A 19,125-nucleotide genomic window follows, 5' to 3' on the forward strand; every position below is an offset into this window, starting at 1 on the left:
CCGCCCGGCGGCGCCGGTCGCCAGCGCCAGCAGCGCGCCCACGCCGCCCGCACCCGCGCCCCAGGCGGCGCCCAGCAGCAGCGCCAGCGGGACGCTGCCGTGCAGCTCGATCCCGGCCCCGACGGCGTCGAAGCCGAAGACCGACAGGTTCGCGTTCACCGAGACCCCGGTCAGCCACACCAGCAGCGGGAGCGCGACGGCCGAGGCGACCCCCAGCCGCAGCGCGCAGCGCCCCGCGTATCCGGCGCGCGACCCGGTCCCGAGCGGGGTGCGGGTCGCGGTGAGGGCCCCGGCGGTCAGCATCATCAGCGCCACCGCGACCGGCAGCAGCCAGACCCGGTCGTCCAGCTCGGCGAGCCGGCCGAGCGTGATGGGCTCCTTGACCCCGTTGCTCAGCAAGCGGTCGAGGGGATCGGGCAGCACCTTCGCGAGCTCCCCGGTCGCGACGCCCTTCCACTGGACGAACAGGCCCAGCGGCAGCGCCAGCCAGACCCCGTTGGGCGCGCCGAGGAGCGCGGCGCCCATGATCCGGCCCGGCTCGTCGCCGGTGACCGCCGCGTACCCGGCGGCGGCGAACCCCGCCACCACGGCGAGCACCAGAACGCCGCACAGCGCGGAGACGGCGGGCCGCACCACCCGGTGCACACCCTGCCAGCCCGGCGGCAACGGCGTACGGCGCGAGGCGAGCAGCGCGATCAGCAGTACCAACAGCACCCACACCAGGCCGCGCAGCAGGGTGGGCACGGTGTCGACATGGAAGCCGACCGACGTCTTGGACTTGATCAGACCCTGCAGGCCGTCGGAGAGTCCGCCGCCCCCGATGTCCCCGATACCGGGCAGCTTGTCCAGGATGCCGCCGGCCTGGGGGGCGCCGAGCGAGGCGCCGTCGATGGCGATGGTGTCCTGGCCGGCCCAGGCGAGTCCGCCGAGTACCGCGGTGAAGAACACCGCGACCGCGATCACCCGGGCGGCCAGCTCACCGGCGGAGACGACCGTCCCGGCCTTGCGTAACGACCGCAGGAAGACCCACACCAGCAGCAACGCGCCCACCAGGGCGACGCCCAACGGCATGACGCCGACGGCGCCCTGGGTCCCGGCGCTGTCCATCCCGAACACGGCGACGTCGCCCGACGGTCGGACCCGGCCGCCCGCGGCCATCGCGACCACCGCGGCCGTCATCGGTCCGAGTGAACCCGCGGTGTCCGCCCCGAGCAGATGCAGACCGAGCGCGGCGGTGCCCGTCATGGCCAGAAACGCCCAACTCACGGACGCGATGGCGGAGAGCAGTACGCTCACCCAGGGCGTGGTCCTAGCGGTCATCCCGGCCCCCCGAGGTCGTTTCCTTGGGCGGTTACTACTCTCCGGTGGCATTTGGGCGCAGTCAACGCTGCCGGCGGGCGTACTTATCGGAGGGCGGGTTCCGGTTCGACTGCCGGGCCTGAAATAGTTCCTCCCGATGTTCGCAATCCCTAGACTCCCCGCATGGGGAAATACCGGGGGACAACTTTTGGGGCTTGGGGTGCCTGAACTCGTACTCGAATTGAACGGTCAAACCTGGACGCTCGACCCATCCAGGTCGTACAGCCTCGGGCGGGATCCGCAGGGAGACATGGTGTTCGACGACGCCAGAGTCTCCTGGCGGCATGCCACCATCCGCTGGGGCGAACGCAGTTGGATCGTCGAGGATCTCGGCAGCACCAACGGCACCTATGTCCAGGGCCAGCGCATCCACCAGATGGAGGTCGGACCGGGCTCCGCCGTGAACCTCGGCAACGCGACCGACGGCCCCCGTCTCAACTTCAGCGGCGGCCAGCAGGTCAGCGCCGATCTCTACAGTGCGGAGACGTCGCTGGCGCAGCCGCACCAGGCACCTGCCGCACGGCAGGCCCCGCCGGTGCAGCAGCCGCACCGGCCGCCCGTCCAGCCGCAGCAGCCGCAGCAGGGTGGCTGGAACCAGCAGCCGCCGGCGCAGGTTCCGCAGCAGCAGGGCTGGCCGCAGCAGCCGCAGCAACCGCAGGGCGGGCAGCAGCACCGCAGCCCGACCACGATGCACCACTTCTCGATCAACCAGGTCACGAAGATCGGCCGTGCGCTGGAGAACGACCTGGTCGTCTCCGACCTCCAGGTCTCCCGGTTCCACGCCGAGTTCAAGGCGCACCCGGACGGCCGCTTCGAGATCGTCGACCTGGGCAGCCACAACGGCACCTACGTCAACGGCCAGGCGATCCAACGCCATCTGCTGGGCCCGAACGACATCGTCGGCGTCGGCCACTCGACCTTCCGGCTGGCCGGCGACCGGCTCGAGGAGTTCGTCGACACCGGTGAGGTCTCCTTCTCGGCCCGGCGGCTGACCGTCACGGTCCCACAGGGCAACACCACGAAGACGATCCTCAAGGACGTCTCCTTCGGTGTCCCGGAGAAGTCGCTGATCGGGGTGATCGGCCCGTCCGGTTCCGGCAAGTCCACGCTGCTGCGTGCGCTGACCGGCTACCGCCCGGCCGACCAGGGCGAGGTGCTGTACGACAACCGAAACCTGTACAAGCAGTTCGCCGAGCTGCGCCAGCGCATCGGTCTGGTCCCGCAGGACGACATCCTGCACAAGGAGCTGACGGTCCGCAAAGCACTGCGGTACGCGGCCAAGCTCCGGTTCCCAGGTGACACCGCGACCGACGAGCGCAACCACCGGATCCAGGAGGTCCTGCAGGAGCTCAAGCTCGACATCCACGCGGACAAGCGCATCACCTCCCTCTCGGGCGGTCAGCGCAAGCGGGTCTCCGTCGCGCTGGAGCTGCTCACCAAGCCGTCGCTGATCTTCCTGGACGAGCCGACCTCCGGCCTCGACCCGGGTATGGACCGCGACGTCATGAAGCTGCTGCGCGGTCTGGCCGACGACGGCCGCACCGTCCTGGTGGTCACCCACTCGGTGGCCGAGCTGGCGCTGTGCGACAAGCTGCTGGTGATGGCGCCGGGCGGCTCGGTCGCCTACTTCGGCCCGCCGGAGGAAGCGCTCAACTTCTTCGGTTACGAGACCTGGGCCGATGTCTTCTCGGCGTTCGAGAACTACCGCGACTACGACTGGTCGGGCCGCTGGCACGGCTCGCAGCACTACCAGATGTACGCGGCCGACCTGGACGCCGCCCCGCAGGCCGCGGCGGTCGTCCCGCAGCTGGCCACCCGGCCGCCGAAGCCGCAGAGCTGGGGTTCCCAGCTGTTCACGCTGGTACGCCGCTATCTGTCGGTGATCGCTTCCGACCGCGGCTTCATCGGGCTGATGTTCATCCTGCCCGCGGTGCTGGGTGTGGTCAGCGTCGTCATCCCGGCCGACAGCGGTCTGGGCCCGGGTCCGCTCAAGGCCCACCTGGTCAACAAGGACGCGGGCACGATCCTGCTGATCCTCGCGGTGGGCGCCTGCTTCTCGGGCGCCGCCAACTCGGTACGAGAACTGATCAAGGAACGGGTGATCTACGAACGGGAACGGGCCACCGGCCTCTCCCGCTCCGCGTACCTGATGTCCAAGGTCATCGTGCTGGGTCTGATCACGGCCCTGCAGGGCGTCATCATCTGCGGCATCGGCTTCGCGCCGCGGGCCATGCCCACCGAGGGCGTGATCTTCAAGAGCTCACCGGCGATCGAGATGACGCTGGCCGTCATCGCGCTCGGCTTCACCTCGATGATGTTCGGCCTGATCATCTCGGCCCTGGTGAAGACCGCCGAGAAGACCATGCCGCTGCTGGTGATGTTCGCGATCGTCCAGGTCGTCTTCACCGGGGTGCTGTTCCAGCTCTACGACTCGATCGGCGTGGAGCAGTTCGCCTGGCTGATGCCGGCCCGCTGGGCCGTCTCGGCCCTGGGCACCACCGCCCAGCTGAACGTCCTCATGCCGTGGGACGCGGCCAACCCGGACCAGCTCTGGGAGCACACCGCGGCCCAGTGGATCGTCGACATGGGCGTGCTGGTCGTGCTCGGTGTCATCTGCGGTGTCGTGGTCGCGCGGCTGCTGCGCCGCCACGAGCCGGAGGTCATGCGCAAGTAGCGCGCGGGACCGACAACGCCGAAGGGCGGCCGTACCCCTGGGGGTGCGGCCGCCCTTCGGCGTGGTGGACCGGTGCTCAGTAGGCCGAGTCGACGTTGTCGATCGAGCCGTAGTTCGCGGCCGCGTAGTTGCACGCGGCGGTGATGTTGGCGACCGGGTCGTAGATGTCCATGGAGGTACCGGACACGTGGTACGCCTGGAACGTCGGGTCGATGACCTGCAGCAGGCCCTTGGACGGTATGCCGGCGGCGGCGTTGGAGTCCGTCAGGTTGATGGCCTGCGGGTTGCCGGACGACTCGCGCATGATGTTGCGGTAGATGCCGTCGTAGCTGCCCGGGATGTTGTGGGCGGCCATGACCGACAGCGACTCCTTGATCCAGCCGTCGAGGTCGTTCGAGTACGAGACGGCGGCCGGGGCCGGAGCCTTGGTCGCGGGCTTCGGCTGGGCGGCGAGGGCCTTGCGCTCCTTGGAGCGGTTCGCGGCCTGCTCCGCCTTCTTGCGCTTGGCGGCCTCGTCAGCGGCCTTCTTCTTGGCGGCCTCGTCGGCCGCCTTCTTCTTCGCGGCCGCGGCGGCCGTGTCGGCCGCCTTCTTCTTGGCCGCGGCCTCGGCTGCGGCGTGCTGCGAAGCGGCGCCGGCCTGGTCGGTAATGCTCTGCGGTCCGGCGGTGCTGACCACAGCGATGTTGGAGGGCTCGCCGGCGGCGAGGGCCGTTCCGTCGGATCCCTGGACACCAGCGGTGATGGCCAGAACCGTCAGAGCGGCGGTTGCGGTGCCTGCTACGGCGAACGAATGCACCTTGTTCAGGCGGCCGAGCTTCGGGAGCGTCGGGAGCTGCATGGGGGAGTTACCTCTTCCAATTGCGGACTCCGGCATTGATAGCTGGGTAAAAACCGCAGGGCAAAGAGGTCGATTACTAACGAAAGTCGTAGTTGCGGGTGGAACGGCAGGGCGTGTTTACGGGCCCCTTACGCGCCGTGGGCACCCTCAGGGTCCACTACCCGGCTTCGTAAGTGACGTACGTCCTATCGGGCAGGTCACACGGCACCACCCCCGCCATCGACGGATCGTCATGACGGGGGTGCGCACGGTGACGGCTTTTCAGGGGTCCTCGAAGCGTGCCCGGGAACGGCGCCGGAAGCACCCCCGAAACGCCTACGGGAGCAGCAGGTTCACGTCGCCGAACTCGTGCCACAGATAGCCGCCGCGCACGGCTTCCGCGTAGACCCGCTCCAGCAGGGGAGCGCCCGCCACCGCCTCCAGCATCAGCAGGTGGGAGGCCGCCGGCTCGTGCAGCCCGGTCAGCAGCCCGTCCACGGCGTGTACCCCGCGTTCCGGGGTCAACACCAGATCCGTCCAGCCGCGCGCGGCGCGGACCGTGCCCCGGCCGTCCGCCGCCGACTCCAGCGCCCGTACGGCCGTCGTACCGACCGCGACGACCCGGCCCCCACCGCTGCGGGCGGCGTTCACCTGCCCCGCGGTGCTCGGCGACACCTCGAACCACTCCGGGTACGGCGGTTCATGCGTCTCGGCCGAGGAGACCCCGGTGTGCAGGACGATCGGTGCGATCTGCACACCCCTGCTGACCAGGGATGTCACGATCCCGGTGGTGAACGGCCGGCCGGCGCTCGGCATCTCCGCCGAGCCGAGACCGTCGGGGGACGGCACCGAGAACACCGTCTGATACTCGGCGAGCGGCTGGTCCCGCTCGGTGTAGCCGTACCGGATCGGCCGCCCGTGCCCGTGCAGATAGCCGGCGGTGTCCGCCATCGACGGCCGGGCCAGCCACAGCCGGTCCCCGCGCGGCGACAGCGGCTCCTCCAGCACCAGCCGTTCGCCGTCCGGCAGCTCCACGACCGCCCCGGCCGGTCCGCCGGCCCGCGGCACGGTCGTGCCGCGCCCGTCGGGCGTCCTGACCTCCACGGCCCAGTGCCCCCCAACCTCCGGCCGGGGGTGCCCCCAGTCCTGGCGGGTCGAGAAGTGCACGGTCACCGGTTCCAGGCCGAGCCGCCCGCCGACCGCCGCGGGCAGCGTCCGCGAGGTGTTCACCACCAGGACGTCACCCGCCCGCAGCAGCCCCGGAAGCTCCCGGAAGGCGTGGTGCGACACCTCGCCCGCCGCCGCCCGCCCGACCAGCAGCCGTACGCCGTCCCGCTGCCCGGCCGGCGCCCGCGCCGACAGCTCGGGCGGTACCCGCAACCCCCGCAGGCCCTCCATCGTGGTCACCGTGCTTCCAGCAGCGCCGGAGCGGTGTAGCGCCCGCTGGGCGCCTCCTCGTCGAGCAGCCGCAGGAAGGCCGGGGCGACGTCCGCCGGCAGCAGCCGGTCCGACGGGTCGTCGTCCGGGACGGCCGCCGTGTACAGCTCGGTCCGCAGATCGCCTGGATCCACCCACCACACCCGCAGCCCCGGCTCCTCCACGGCCAGCACCGCGGACAGCTGCTCCAGCGCGGCCTTGCTCGCCCCGTAGCCGCCCCACGTCGCGTACGCCTCCACGGCCGCGTCGGAGCTGATGTTCAGCACCGCGCCGCCCGCCGCCCGCAGCAGGGGCAGTGCCTCCCGCACCAGCGCCAGCGGCGCCACCACATTCGTCTCCAGTGCGGCGCGCAGCCCGTCCACCGGAAGCTCCGCCAGAGCCACCAGCGGCTCGGCACCCAGCGCGCTCGCGTTGTTCACCAGCAGATCGACGCCGCCGAACGCGCGGGCCGCCGCGACGAGCGCGGTCCGGTGGGCGGCGTCGGTGACATCGCCCGGCACGGCCGCCACCCGTCCGGGGCCCTCCCGCTCCAGCTCCGCCGCCGCCGTCTTCAGCACCCCCTCGGACCGGCCGTCGAGCACCAGGTCCCAGCCACGCCGGGCGAGCGCCCCGGCCAGGGCACGGCCCAGTCCCCGCGAAGCCCCCGTGATGATCGCTACCGGCATCGCCCGCCCGTCACCCGCCGCCACCCTTGCAGTGAAGCGTTTCACGCTGCTCCTCCTTGTTGCCCTCCGAGCCGCCGCAGGACCCGTCGTCCAGCGGCTCCCTTCACCGTAGGAACGCCGCCACGTCCGGCGCCTCGGCCGTCCGCCGCACGTCGGGGGGCACTTTGCCCTAGGTCCCCGGCCCGATCCGCCGGGGCCGCGGCGCCGGTAGGTTGACGACATGTCCAACCGGTCGCCCAGAGGCGGAATCGAAGCGGTCAGCGACGCGGTCCTCGCGATGAGCCGGCACCTGGAGGTGCGCGAGGTGCTGCAGACGATCGTCGCGTCCGCCCGCGAGCTGCTCGACGCCGAGTACGCCGCGCTCGGGGTGCCCGACGATCACGGCGGGTTCGCCCAGTTCGTCGTCGACGGGGTGAGCGACGAGCAGTGGAAGGCGATCGGCCCGCTGCCCCGCCAGCACGGCATCCTCGCCGCGATGCTCCACGAGGCGACCCCGCAGCGGCTCGCGGACGTCACGCAGTCCGACTCCTTCGGGGGCTGGCCGCGCGCCCACCCGGACATGACCGACTTCATCGGGATGCCGGTCGTCGACGGCGAGGAGATCCTCGGCGCGATCTTCCTGGCCAACAAGGTGGGCCCCAGAACCGGGCCCGCCACCGACTGCGCCTTCACCCAGGAGGACGAGACGCTGCTGCGGACCCTGGCCGCCCACGCCGCCATCGCCCTCACCAACGCCCGCCTCTACGAGCGCAGCCGCGAACTCACCCTGGCGGGGGAGCGGGCGCGCATCGCCCACGAGCTGCACGACGCGGTCTCCCAGAAGCTCTTCTCGCTGCGCCTCACCGCACAGGCCGCGGCCGCCCTGGTCGACCGCGACCCGGCGCGCGCCAAGGAGGAGCTGAAGCATGTGGCGGCGCTCGCCGCCGAGGCCGCCGACGAGCTGCGAGCCGTCGTCGTCGAGCTGCGGCCCGCGGGACTGGACGAGGACGGCCTCGTCGCGACCCTGCGGACCCAGGCCGAGGTGCTCGACCGGGCCCACGCGGCCCATGTCACCTTTACGTCCTGCCAGGTCAAGGCGCTGCCCGCCGCCCAGGAGGAAGCGCTGCTGCGGGTCGCGCAGGAGGCGCTGCACAACGCACTGCGGCACGCGGACGCCAGGACCGTGACCGTCTGCCTCACCGGCCGGGGCAAGGGGGCGGTGCTGCGGGTCCGCGACGACGGCAGCGGCTTCGAACCGTCCGCGGTGCGCCGCGCCGGACGCCATCTGGGCCTGGTCTCGATGCGGGACCGGGCGAGCGGCGTGGGCGGACACCTGACAGTGGAATCGGCGCCCGGCAAGGGCACCGTCATCGAGATGGAGGTGCCCGGTGGCTGAGTCAGAGCGGCAGGCCCGCATCCGCGTATTGCTCGTCGACGACCACCAGGTGGTGCGCCGCGGGCTGCGGACCTTCCTGGAGGTCCAGGGCGACATCGACGTCGTCGGGGAGGCGGGGGACGGCGACGGAGGCGTGGCCCGCGCCGGGGAACTGCGCCCCGACGTGATCCTGATGGACATCAAGATGCCCGGCGCCGACGGCATCTCCGCGCTGCGCAAGCTGCGCGAGCTCGGCAACCCGGCCCGGGTGCTCATCGTCACCAGCTTCACCGAGCAGCGCACCATCGTGCCCGCCCTGCGGGCCGGCGCGGCCGGTTATGTGTACAAGGACGTGGACCCCGAGGCGCTGGCCGGCGCCATCCGCTCCGTGCACGCCGGCCATGTGCTGCTCCAGCCCGAGGTGGCCGACGCCCTGCTCTCCCAGGAGTTCCCCGGCGGCGGCCAGGGACGGGGCAACGCCCTCACCGAACGGGAGCGCGAGGTGCTGACGCTGATCGCCGACGGGCGCTCCAACCGGGAGATCGCCCGCGCGCTGGTGCTCTCGGAGAAGACCGTGAAGACCCATGTCTCGAACATCCTGATGAAGCTCGATGTCTCGGACCGCACCCAGGCCGCGCTGTGGGCGGTCAGGCACGGCATCGGGGCACCTCCGGAGGCCTGACGGGCCATACCGGACCGGTGTGTTCCGGTATCGGATTCATTCCGACGGGTGGATGTGGGGCCGGTGGCGCATCCTGACCGCCGGTGGCCCGTTCTGTAGGGAGTACCGCGGCGGCTGGTCGCGGTGCACCCTGCAAGGAGGAAGTTCGAAGTGAAGATCCTGAAGACCGCCGCGGCTGTCACCTTCGTCGCGGGCGGGCTCGCCATGGCCGGAGCCGGTGTCGCCTCCGCCCACAGCGGCGCCGAGGCCCACGGCGTGGCCGAGGGCTCGCCCGGCGTTCTCTCCGGCAACCTGCTCCAGGTTCCCGTGCACGTCCCGGTCAACGTCTGCGGCAACACCGTGAACGTGATCGGTCTCCTGAACCCGGTGTTCGGGAACGAGTGCGTCAACCAGTAGTCCCCCCGCGGCTCCGCCGCGACGACCGGCCCCGGAGGCACCGCCTCCGGGGCCGCTGCGTTCGATCGAATCCCCGCGCGTTCGATCCGGTGATCCCTTCGGACGTTTCCGGTCCGCGGCCGTGTCATCCGGCCGGGCCGGGCGTTCTTCACCGTGCGGCCCGCGGCTGGGCCGTACCGCAACAGGAGGATCGTTTCCCATGAACACTGCCAAAAAGGCCGCCCTGGTCATCGCCGTCACCGGAATCGCCGCGGGTGTCTCCGCCGGTTCCGCGTTCGCGAGCGCCGATGCCTGTGGCTCCGCCACCGACTCCCCGGGCGTGCTGTCCGGCAACCTGCTCCAGGTGCCGGTGCACGTCCCGGTCAACGTGACGGGCAACACCGTCAACGTGATCGGTCTGCTCAACCCGGCGTTCGGCAACGCGTCGTCGAACATCGGCTGACCTGCCCCGTACGACCGTGAAGGCCCCGCGTCCCACCGGTGACACCGGCAGGACGCGGGGCCTTCCGCGTCATCCCGGTGCGGCTCAGGCCCGGCGCTCCGACTCCTCCACGTACGCGTTGTACGCCGCCACCTGCGCCCGCCGCGCGGTGCGCTCCACCGGCCGCAGCAGCTCCGCCCGCGCGGCGATCTCCGACGCGCTCACCGCGCCCCCGTGCCCGTCGGAGGCGATGGCGACCAGGGCGCCGACCCGCTGCGCCAGCGCCAGCACCCGCACCGCCCGCGGCGGATAGCCGGGCGCCAGCAGATCACGGCCGCGCTCCGCACGCGCCCGGTACGCGTCCAGGGCGGCCTGCGCGGCCGGCCCCGCCCCCGCCACGTCCAGCCGGGTCAGCGCCTCGGTGGTGTCCCGCAGCGCCTCGGCCAGCTCCCGCTCGGCCTCGCCGAGCGAGGGCACATCGGCCGGCGGGCCCTGCCGCACCTCCAGGCACTTCCACTCCACCTCCACATGCACATCGCCGCGCGGCCCGGCCTCGCTCACCTCGGGTACGAGGCCGAGCGCCGGGCCGCCGACCGCGATCACGGCCTCGCCCGCGGCCAGCGCCCGCGCGTTGAAGTCCGCCGGGCCGCTGAGGCCCAGCGGATGTCCCGGCGCGGGCAGGGCGACCCGCAGACCGGTCGTACCGAGCGCCCGCAGCCGGCCGAGGCCGAGCGTCAGCCCGACCGGGCCGGTCTCGCCCGGCAGTCCGGTCATCCGGTGGACCGCGTCCTCGCCCAGGACCTCCTGGGCGACATCATCCGGTGCGGCAAGTCCGGCAAGTAGGGCATTTCCCCACGCCGCCAGCCGTCCTGATCGAGGTTCATCAAGCATCCCCCCAGCCTAAGGAGTGGACCGCCCGACGCGTGGCGTAGGTTTTCCCTCGGGGCTCTGCCCGTGACAACCGAAACTGCAATGGGAGACAACGCGCTCATGAGCGATGTGCTGGAGCTGGTGGACGTATCGGTGGTCCGCGACGGACGGGCTCTGGTGGACCAGGTCTCGTGGTCGGTCGCCGAGGGCGAACGCTGGGTGATCCTCGGACCGAACGGCGCGGGAAAGACCACCCTGCTCAATGTCGCCTCCAGCTATCTCTTCCCGACCACCGGCACCGTCCAGGTGCTCGGCGAGAAGCTCGGCAGCGTCGACGTCTTCGAACTGCGCCCCCGTATCGGCATGGCCGGCGCGGCCATGGCGGACAAGATGCCGCGCGGCCAGACCGTCCTGCAGACCGTGCTCACCGCCGCGTACGGCATGACCGCGCACTGGCGGGAGAGTTACGAGAAGGTCGACGAGGACCGCGCCCGCGCCTTCCTCGACCGGCTGGGCATGTCCGACTACCTGGACCGCAAGTTCGGCACCCTGTCCGAGGGCGAGCGCAAGCGCACGCTGATCGCCCGCGCCATGATGACCGACCCGGAGCTGCTGCTCCTCGACGAGCCCGCGGCCGGCCTGGACCTCGGCGGCCGTGAGGACCTGGTACGCCGCCTCGGCCGGCTCGCCCGCGACCCGATCGCGCCCTCCATGATCATGGTGACCCACCATGTCGAGGAGATCGCCCCCGGCTTCACCCATGTCCTCATGATCCGCCAGGGCAAGGTCGTCGCCGCAGGCCCGGTCGAGCTGGAACTCACCTCGCGCAACCTCTCCCGCTGCTTCGGCCTCCCGCTCGTCGTCGAGCGCAGGGGCGACCGCTGGACCGCCGCAGGACTGCCGCTCTCGTAGGCATCCGCCGCCCGCCCGGGGAAGCAGGATCGCCCGGCCGGGGGGAGCGGGACGTAACACCCCCCGGCGGAACGCCCGTTCGTGCTTCCCCGCGCCCGCCCCCGCGCCCGGAAGGCCTGTCACAGATCACCCCCGCCCCCCTACGATGGGGAGGTGGACCCATGGGTGTGGTGGCTGATCGCCGCCGTAGGACTCGGCATACCGCTGGTGATCACGACGATGCCCGAATTCGGGATGTTCGCGGTCGGCGCCGTCGCGGGGGCGATCGTCGCCGCGCTGGGCGGCGGCATCGTCGTCCAGGTCATCGTCTTCGTGATCGTCTCGGTCGCACTGCTCGCGGTCGTCCGCCCGATCGCCTACAAGCACCGGACGCAGCGGCCCGAACTGCGTACCGGCATCGACGCGCTGAGGGGGCGGCAGGCCGTCGTCCTCGAACGGGTCGACGGCGGCGGCGGACGGATCAAGCTCGCCGGAGAGATCTGGTCGGCGCGCGCCCTCGACGAGGAACGGAGCTTCGACCCGGGCGAGAAGGTGGATGTCGTGGAGATCGACGGCGCGACCGCCGTCGTCATGTGACCCGAGGACGACGCCTGACCGACCGATACGGCCGCCGCGGTCGTGCTCCGGGAATTCGCCGAACCCGAGCGCACCGCCGCAGTGGTCTGCGAGAATTGATCATGTCGTAGTACGTCCGCAAACGGCGCGGGAGTGGACATGCAGCCGATCATCATCGTCCTGATCATCCTGGTGGTGCTCGTCTTCGTCGCGCTCATCAAGACGGTCCAGGTCATCCCCCAGGCGAGTGCCGCCATCGTCGAACGATTCGGCCGCTACACGCGGACGTTGAGCGCGGGCCTGAACATCGTCGTTCCGTTCATCGACACGATCCGCAACCGCATCGACCTCCGTGAGCAGGTCGTGCCGTTCCCGCCGCAGCCGGTGATCACCCAGGACAACCTGGTCGTCAACATCGACACGGTCATCTACTACCAGGTCACCGACGCCCGCGCGGCGACGTACGAAGTCGCCAGCTACATCCAGGCGATCGAGCAGCTCACCGTCACCACGCTCCGCAACATCATCGGCGGCATGGACCTGGAACGGACCTTGACCTCCCGCGAGGAGATCAACGCGGCGCTGCGCGGCGTCCTGGACGAGGCCACCGGCAAGTGGGGCATCCGCGTCAACCGCGTCGAGCTCAAGGCGATCGAGCCGCCCACCTCCATCCAGGACTCGATGGAGAAGCAGATGCGCGCGGACCGCGACAAGCGCGCCGCGATCCTCACCGCGGAGGGCATCCGGCAGTCCCAGATCCTCACCGCCGAAGGTGAGAAGCAGTCCTCCATCCTGCGCGCCGAAGGTGACGCCAAGGCCGCCGCGCTGCGCGCCGAAGGTGAGGCCCAGGCCATCCGTACGGTCTTCGAGTCCATCCACGCGGGCGACCCGGACCAGAAGCTGCTGGCCTACCAGTACCTCCAGATGCTCCCGAAGATCGCGCAGGGCGACGCCAACAAGCTCTGGATCATCCCCAGCGAGCTCAATGACGCGCTCAAGGGCCTCGGCGGCATCGTGAACCTGCCCGGCGCCCCGACCAACGGCGCCGGCGGTGGGAACAACGGCGGCACCAACGGCAACAACGGGGGCGGCGGCGACGTCCCCATCCCGCGCCGCGAGACCCCACGCTTCGACAAGGACTGACCCTCGGGCATGATCGGTGTATCCGACACCGGTCATCGAGGGGCACAGCGTGACGTTCTGGGAGGCACTCGCCGTCTTCGCGGCGGGCATCGGCGCCGGCACCATCAACACCATCGTCGGCTCCGGCACCCTCATCACGTTCCCGGTACTGCTCGCCGTCGGCCTCCCGCCGATCACCGCGAACGTCTCCAACGCCCTCGGCCTGGTACCCGGTTCGCTCACCGGTGCCATCGGCTACCGCCGTGAACTGCGCGGCCAGCGCCGGCGCGTCATCCGGCTCGGCAGCACCGCGCTGGCCGGCGGCCTGGCCGGCGCGATCCTGCTGCTGACCCTGCCGTCCGACGCGTTCGACGCGATCGTCCCGGTACTGATCGGGCTGGCCCTGGTCCTGGTCGTGCTGCAGCCCCGCCTCGCCCGCGCCATCAAGGCCCGCCGCGAACGCGAGGGCACCGAGGTCCCCACCGACGGCGGCCCGCTGCTGCTCGTCGGACTGTTCCTCGCCAGCATGTACGGCGGTTACTTCGGGGCCGCCCAGGGCGTTCTCTACCTGTCGCTGATGGGGCTGCTGCTCCATGACGACCTGCAGCGGATCAACGGCGTCAAGAACGTCCTCGGCATGCTCGTCAACGGCATCGCCGCCGTGTTCTTCCTCTTCGTCGCCGACTTCAACTGGGCCGCCGTGGGCCTCATCGCCGCCGGAGCCACCCTCGGCGGCATCTTCGGCGCCCGCATCGGCCGCCGGCTGCCGCCGGCGGCGCTGCGCGGCGTCATCGTCGCCGTCGGCATCGTGGCCATCGTCCAGCTCGTCCTCAGATGACCGGCAGCGTGCGGCGGCGGGCCCGGATGGTGCTCGCACCGCACCGGGCCCGCCGCCGTCCGCGCCCCACCGGGATCAGGCCGGCAGCGCCAGCCACCCCGGCAGCGCGTCGTTGTCCCTGATCCCCAGCGCCAGCAGCAGCGTGTCCGCCGGCGTCGGCTCGAACGGCTGCGCCAGCAGCCGCATCCCCGCCTGCTCAGGCGTCCGGTCCGCCTTGCGGCCGTTGTCCTCCGCACAGGCCGCGACCGTGTTCAGCCAGGTGTCCCCACCACCGCGCGACCGCGGCACGATGTGGTCCACCGTGCTCGCCCGGCGACCGCAGTACGCGCACCGGTGCCGGTCACGCACCAGCACACCCCGCCGCGACCACGAGGCCCGTTGTCGGAAGGGCACCCGGACGTATCTGCGCAGCCTGATCACCAGCGGAACCGGAACCTCGACGGCCGCCGCGCGGATGCGCAGCCCGGGATGCGCCTGCTCGACGACGGCCTTCTCCTGCATGACCAGCACCACGGCACGCCGCAGCGACACCGTCGACAGCGGCTCGAAACTCGCGTTCAGCACCAGAGTCTCACGCATTCCGCCCACCCCAAGGATCCGTCCCCGCCCCATGGCGAAGTGGATCCACTGTGCCTCGCGGACCACCGGCGGACAACGCAATTACCGTGCGGGGAAAGGGGATCGACGGGGTACGGGAGCGGCTCCCGGAAGGGTGGCCGGGCGGGTGGACAGCGAAAAATGCCGAACGCCCCGGACGCTTCCCCCCGTGCGTAACGGAAGCGTCCGGAGCGTACGGCAGCCGGCGTGGACACCGGGCGGGAAACACCTGGTTCCGGCGGACGGCCGGCATCGCGCGGGCGAGAACCACCACGACGCAACGCCCCGCCGCCCCCGCTACAGCGGTACCGGCTGCCTGGTGATGGTGGGCCACCACCAGACACGTACCACTGTGCGATTCAGGGCGCCGGGGCGCAACGCAATTAACGGGCGCCCACCGGCCACGGCGGATGCCCGGCCGTCAGCTACCGGCCGGTGCCTCGTACTCGCCGATCAGCTGGGCGCGGCCCAGCGTGTGGAAGCGGAGGTTGAAACCGATCACGGCAGGCGAAGCGTCCGCGTCCGGCCCGAGCTTCTCGGTGTCCACCGCGTACACGGTGAAGACATAGCGGTGCGAACCGTCCCCCGGCGGCGGCGCGGCCCCGCCGAAGTCCCGCGTCCCGTAGTCGTTCCTGACGTGCAGCGCGCCCTCGGGCAGCCCCTTGAAGTCCCCGCCGCCCGCGCCCGCGGGCAACTCGGTGACGGACACGGGAATGTCGATGAGCGACCAGTGCCAGAAACCGCTGCCGGTCGGCGCGTCCGGGTCGTAGCACGTCACGGCGAAACTCTTCGTCCCGTCGGGGAAGCCCTCCCACCGCAGGTGCGGTGACGTGTTCCCGGCCGCGTACACCTGGGCGTCCTTCAACAGCCCGCCCGGCGCCACGTCATCGCTCACCACCGTGAACGACGGCACCGGCGGATGGAACTCGTGGGGGAGCGGCCGCCGCTTCTGCTCGGTCACCTCGACACCTCCTGATCGCAAGAACCGCTACGGACCGCGGCCGGGCTGCGCCGGCGCGGCCTTCTGCGCACCGAGCCTAGATCCCTAGAACCAGTTGCGCTTGCCGCCGACCTCCGCCAGCCACTGATTCAGGTACGCCGCCCAGTCGGTGCCCTGGAAGGACTGCAGACCGACCGTGAACGACCGGTACGAGTCGCTGCCCTCGCCGAACAGCCCCGGCTTCTTGTCCATCTCCAGGATCACGTCCATCTCGTTGCCGTCCGCGATGAAGGTCAGCTCCACCTGGTTCAGCCCCCGGTACTGGTGCGGCGCCCGGAACTCGATCTCCTGGTAGAACGGCAGCCGCTGCCGCGTCCCCCGGATGTGCCCCTTCTCCAGGTCCGCGGCCTTGAACGCGAAGCCCAGGTGCCCGAACGCGTCCAGCAGCGCCTGCTGCGCCGGCAGCGGGTGCACGCTGACCGGGTCGAGGTCACCCGAGTCCACCGCGCGGGCGATCGCCAGCTCCGTCGTCACCCCGATGTTCATCCCCGACAGATGCCGGCCGAGGAATGTCGTGACCGGCGTCTCCCACGGGATCTGCAGCCCGAACGGCACGGTGTGCACGGCGCCCGGCGCCACCTCGAACGCCCCGCCCAGCTGCTGCCGGTGGAACTCGATGTCCTGCTTGTACTCGTTGTCGCCGCTCTCGACCTCGACCCGGGCCTGCAGCCCGACGGAGAGCCCCTCGATCTGCTGCGCGACCGACCCGCCCTGGATACGCACCTCACCCTGGACAGTGCCGCCCGGCACCACGTTCGGGTCCGTCAGTACGGTCTCGACGGACGCCCCACCGGCACCCATGCTCGCAAGCAGCTTCTTGAAGCCCACGTTGTCCCACTCCTCATACCGGCGGTTGACTGTTTCTTTACGTTATCTACGGTCACTACGAACGCGGAACCGCCGCGGGCGGTTCCAGTACCCTCGTACCGCATGATCGCCGACGCGGAAAGGGCCCCGCTCGCCCGGCCCTTCTTCGACCGCCCGGTCCTCGACATCGCACCGGACCTCCTCGGCCGGATCCTCGTCCGTGACACCCCGGACGGCCCGATCGAGCTGCGCCTCACCGAGGTGGAGGCCTACGCGGGACCCGTCGACCCGGGATCGCACGCCTACCGGGGCCGCACCGAACGCAACGCGGTGATGTTCGGCCCGCCCGGCCACACCTACGTGTACTTCACGTACGGGATGTGGCACTGCCTCAACCTGGTCTGCGGCCCGGAGGGCACGCCGAGCGGGGTCCTGCTCCGGGGCGGCGAGATCACCCGTGGGGAGGACCTCGCCCGAGCGAACCGCCCCACCTCCCGCAAGGACACCGACCTCGCCCAGGGCCCGGCCCGGCTGGCCACCGCGCTCGCCGTCGACCGGTCGCTCAACGGATCCGACGTCTGCGACCCCTATACCGGTCCGGCGGGCGAACCGGCCGGCAGCCCGTTCCGCGTCCTCACCGGTACCCCGCCGGCCGCTGACCGGGTGCGCTCCGGCCCCCGTACCGGCGTCGGCGGCGAGGGAGCCGTGCACCCCTGGCGCTTCTGGATCGACGGCGACCCCACCGTCAGTCCCTACCGTGCCCACACCCCGAGACGCCGCCCCTAACGACTCGCCATGACCGCGTACTCTCGGACACGCTGTACAGACGCTCTGCGACCGCCGGTGTGCGGACCGCGGAGCACCGACTCATCGCACTGACCCAAGGAGACAAGAGAACCGTGACGGACATCGTCGACGAGCTGCAGTGGCGCGGGCTGATCGCCGTATCCACTGACGAGGACGCACTGCGCAAGGCGTTCGCGGACGGCCCGGTCACGGTCTATTGCGGCTTCGACCCCACGGCGCCCAGCCTGCACCTCGGCAACCTGGTGCAGATCCTCACCATCCGGCGGCTGCAGCAGGCGGGCAACCGGCCGCTGGGCCTGGTGGGCGGGGCCACCGGCCTGATCGGCGACCCCAAGCCGTCGGCGGAGCGGACACTCAACGCTCCCGAGGTCGTCGCCGACTGGGTCGAGCGGGTCCGCGGGCAGATCGAGCCCTTCCTCTCCTTCGAGGGGCCGAACGCCGCGACGATGGTGAACAACCTGGACTGGACGTCCGGGATGTCGGCGATCGAGTTCCTGCGTGACGTGGGCAAGCACTTCCGCGTCAACAAGATGATCGCCAAGGAAGCCGTCGCCCGGCGCCTCAACTCCGACCAGGGCATCAGCTACACCGAGTTCAGCTACCAGATCCTCCAGGGGATGGACTTCCTGGAGCTCTACCGGCGCTACGGCTGCACCCTGCAGACCGGCGGAAGCGACCAGTGGGGCAACCTCACGGCCGGCATCGACCTGATCCACCGCGTCGAGGGCGCCTCCGTCCACGCCCTCGCCACTCCGCTGATCACCAAGGCGGACGGCACCAAGTTCGGCAAGACCGAGGGCGGCGCCATCTGGCTCGACCCCGAGATGACCACGCCGTACGCCTTCTTCCAGTTCTGGCTGAACGCGGACGACCGTGACATCTCCAAGTTCCTGCGCATCTTCAGCTTCAAGTCCCGCGAGGAGATCGAGGAGCTGGAGCGCCTCACCGAGGAGCGCCCCCAGGCCCGCGCCGCCCAGCGCGCCCTGGCTGAGGAACTGACGACCCTGGTCCACGGGGCCGCCCAGTGCACCGCGGTCACCGATGCGTCCAAGGCGCTTTTCGGCCAGGGGGAACTGACGGACCTGGACGAGGCCACGCTGGCGGCCGCTCTCTCCGAGCTGCCGTACGCCAAGGTCACGGCGCTGGAGCCGATCGTCGACCTGCTGACCGCGGTCGAGCTGGTGGCCAGCAAGTCGGCCGCCCGCCGGGCCATCAAGGAGGGTGGCGCCTACCTGAACAACGCCAAGGTGACCAGCGAGGACGCGGTGCCGGCCGAGTCCGACCTGCTGCACGGCCGGTGGCTCGTCCTCCGCCGCGGCAAGAAGAGCCTGGCTGCCGTCGAGGTCGGCTGAAATCGTGCGTTTGAGCGGCGGTTGAGCTTGACTCTGCCGCCGCTCCTCCGTAATGTAGTCCGAGCCGCTTGAAACGGTGCGTCCGGTTCGTCCGGATCCCCGCGGGGGTGGCCACCCACTACTACGACTTCCCGACAGGGTTGCTTTTCGGTGCGCCGAAATTCAGTCCGAATAGCTCGATTATGAGCGTGGCGGGAAATCGGCTAACGTAGTGGACACGCCGCAAGGCGAGAAACAAAAGCCCGCCTCAGCGGGTGGCAGAAACGGGAAATCGGATCTGCTAAGCTGAGAAACACGAAGGGAAGCCCGGAGGGCGCCGGTAAAACGGCACCGAAGGAAGCGTCCGTTCCTTGAGAACTCAACAGCGTGCCAAAAGTCAACGCCAGACTTAAAACACCCCGGGCGGAACCCATTCGGGTTTCGTTTGGTGGTTCCTTTGAAAAAGTCCTTCCGCCCTCCG

At 70.8% G+C, this 19,125-nt stretch carries 19 protein-coding genes; 11 read left to right on the forward strand and 8 right to left on the reverse strand.

The annotated features are described in order from the left end of the window. The coding region (locus G3I60_RS42255) for a streptophobe family protein (protein ID WP_164608493.1) at window positions 1-1,320 on the reverse strand (1,320 nt) is incomplete at its 3' end. Window positions 1,321-1,519: 199 nt separating this feature from the next. On the opposite strand from G3I60_RS42255, the gene G3I60_RS42260 reads away from it, so the two are divergent. After that, a complete protein-coding gene (locus tag G3I60_RS42260) occupies window positions 1,520-4,033 on the forward strand; it encodes an FHA domain-containing protein (protein WP_244809122.1) in 2,514 nt (837 codons plus the stop codon). 76 nt (window positions 4,034-4,109) lie between these two features. Here G3I60_RS42260 and G3I60_RS42265 read toward each other — a convergent pair whose 3' ends face one another. The 3 genes from G3I60_RS42265 to G3I60_RS42275 form a co-directional block, all read right to left on the reverse strand. Further along, window positions 4,110-4,871, reverse strand: coding sequence for a transglycosylase SLT domain-containing protein (locus G3I60_RS42265; protein WP_239070994.1), 762 nt, complete (start codon window positions 4,869-4,871; stop codon window positions 4,110-4,112). A gap of 315 nt (window positions 4,872-5,186) precedes the next feature. Further along, window positions 5,187-6,248, reverse strand: coding sequence for an S-adenosylmethionine:tRNA ribosyltransferase-isomerase (locus G3I60_RS42270; RefSeq protein ID WP_164298441.1), 1,062 nt, complete (start codon window positions 6,246-6,248; stop codon window positions 5,187-5,189). 5 nt (window positions 6,249-6,253) lie between these two features. Then, the gene (locus tag G3I60_RS42275; RefSeq protein ID WP_138355035.1) at window positions 6,254-6,952 is read right to left on the reverse strand and encodes an SDR family NAD(P)-dependent oxidoreductase; all 699 of its coding nucleotides are present in this window, start codon (window positions 6,950-6,952) and stop codon (window positions 6,254-6,256) included. A 220-nt stretch (window positions 6,953-7,172) separates the two neighbouring features. Here G3I60_RS42275 and G3I60_RS42280 point away from each other — a divergent pair, with 220 nt between their 5' ends. The 4 genes from G3I60_RS42280 (at window position 7,173) to G3I60_RS42295 (ending at window position 9,826) form a co-directional block, all read left to right on the forward strand. Next, window positions 7,173-8,327 (forward strand): GAF domain-containing sensor histidine kinase, encoded by a 1,155-nt coding sequence (locus G3I60_RS42280; protein WP_164298428.1) that lies wholly within the window; start codon window positions 7,173-7,175, stop codon window positions 8,325-8,327. Then, window positions 8,320-8,988: a response regulator transcription factor gene (locus tag G3I60_RS42285; RefSeq protein WP_164608494.1), complete on the forward strand. Its 669-nt coding sequence runs from the start codon at window positions 8,320-8,322 to the stop codon at window positions 8,986-8,988. The genes G3I60_RS42280 and G3I60_RS42285 overlap by 8 nt, the downstream gene beginning before the upstream one ends. A 150-nt stretch (window positions 8,989-9,138) precedes the next feature. Further along, entirely contained in the window at window positions 9,139-9,384 is a 246-nt protein-coding gene (locus G3I60_RS42290) for a chaplin (RefSeq protein WP_187144823.1), read from the forward strand. Between the two features lie 199 nt (window positions 9,385-9,583). Further along, entirely contained in the window at window positions 9,584-9,826 is a 243-nt protein-coding gene (locus tag G3I60_RS42295; RefSeq protein WP_138354961.1) for a chaplin, read from the forward strand. Window positions 9,827-9,910: 84 nt separating this feature from the next. Here G3I60_RS42295 and G3I60_RS42300 read toward each other — a convergent pair whose 3' ends face one another. After that, window positions 9,911-10,696: a hypothetical protein gene (locus G3I60_RS42300; protein WP_138354960.1), complete on the reverse strand. Its 786-nt coding sequence runs from the start codon at window positions 10,694-10,696 to the stop codon at window positions 9,911-9,913. Window positions 10,697-10,777: 81 nt separating this feature from the next. Between G3I60_RS42300 and G3I60_RS42305 the strand changes: the two genes are divergently transcribed. The 4 genes from G3I60_RS42305 (at window position 10,778) to G3I60_RS42320 (ending at window position 14,102) form a co-directional block, all read left to right on the forward strand. Further along, a complete protein-coding gene (locus G3I60_RS42305) occupies window positions 10,778-11,587 on the forward strand; it encodes an ABC transporter ATP-binding protein (RefSeq protein WP_164298432.1) in 810 nt (269 codons plus the stop codon). A 153-nt stretch (window positions 11,588-11,740) separates the two neighbouring features. After that, window positions 11,741-12,163: an NfeD family protein gene (locus G3I60_RS42310; RefSeq protein WP_138354958.1), complete on the forward strand. Its 423-nt coding sequence runs from the start codon at window positions 11,741-11,743 to the stop codon at window positions 12,161-12,163. A gap of 138 nt (window positions 12,164-12,301) precedes the next feature. Beyond that, complete coding sequence (locus tag G3I60_RS42315; protein WP_138354957.1) at window positions 12,302-13,285, forward strand: SPFH domain-containing protein; 984 nt, start codon at window positions 12,302-12,304, stop codon at window positions 13,283-13,285. A 49-nt stretch (window positions 13,286-13,334) separates the two neighbouring features. After that, window positions 13,335-14,102 carry a sulfite exporter TauE/SafE family protein gene (locus tag G3I60_RS42320; RefSeq protein WP_138354956.1) on the forward strand — a complete coding sequence of 256 codons (768 nt, stop codon included), beginning with the start codon at window positions 13,335-13,337 and terminating at the stop codon, window positions 14,100-14,102. A gap of 75 nt (window positions 14,103-14,177) precedes the next feature. Here G3I60_RS42320 and G3I60_RS42325 read toward each other — a convergent pair whose 3' ends face one another. From G3I60_RS42325 to G3I60_RS42335, 3 genes are all read right to left on the reverse strand, one after another. After that, a complete protein-coding gene (locus G3I60_RS42325) occupies window positions 14,178-14,681 on the reverse strand; it encodes an HNH endonuclease (RefSeq protein WP_164298434.1) in 504 nt (167 codons plus the stop codon). 439 nt (window positions 14,682-15,120) lie between these two features. Then, window positions 15,121-15,660, reverse strand: coding sequence for a YbhB/YbcL family Raf kinase inhibitor-like protein (locus tag G3I60_RS42330; RefSeq protein ID WP_164298435.1), 540 nt, complete (start codon window positions 15,658-15,660; stop codon window positions 15,121-15,123). Window positions 15,661-15,744: 84 nt separating this feature from the next. Next, a complete protein-coding gene (locus tag G3I60_RS42335) occupies window positions 15,745-16,527 on the reverse strand; it encodes a sporulation protein (protein ID WP_138354953.1) in 783 nt (260 codons plus the stop codon). 102 nt (window positions 16,528-16,629) lie between these two features. Between G3I60_RS42335 and G3I60_RS42340 the strand changes: the two genes are divergently transcribed. Both G3I60_RS42340 and tyrS read left to right on the forward strand, forming a co-directional pair. After that, window positions 16,630-17,292 (forward strand): DNA-3-methyladenine glycosylase, encoded by a 663-nt coding sequence (locus tag G3I60_RS42340; protein ID WP_164298437.1) that lies wholly within the window; start codon window positions 16,630-16,632, stop codon window positions 17,290-17,292. A gap of 113 nt (window positions 17,293-17,405) precedes the next feature. Then, window positions 17,406-18,665: a tyrosine--tRNA ligase gene (tyrS, locus tag G3I60_RS42345; RefSeq protein ID WP_164298439.1), complete on the forward strand. Its 1,260-nt coding sequence runs from the start codon at window positions 17,406-17,408 to the stop codon at window positions 18,663-18,665. Window positions 18,666-19,125 lie beyond the last annotated feature (460 nt).

The organism is Streptomyces sp. SID13666, assembly GCF_010548325.1.
In the GTDB taxonomy this organism is placed as follows: domain Bacteria; phylum Actinomycetota; class Actinomycetes; order Streptomycetales; family Streptomycetaceae; genus Actinacidiphila; species Actinacidiphila fildesensis.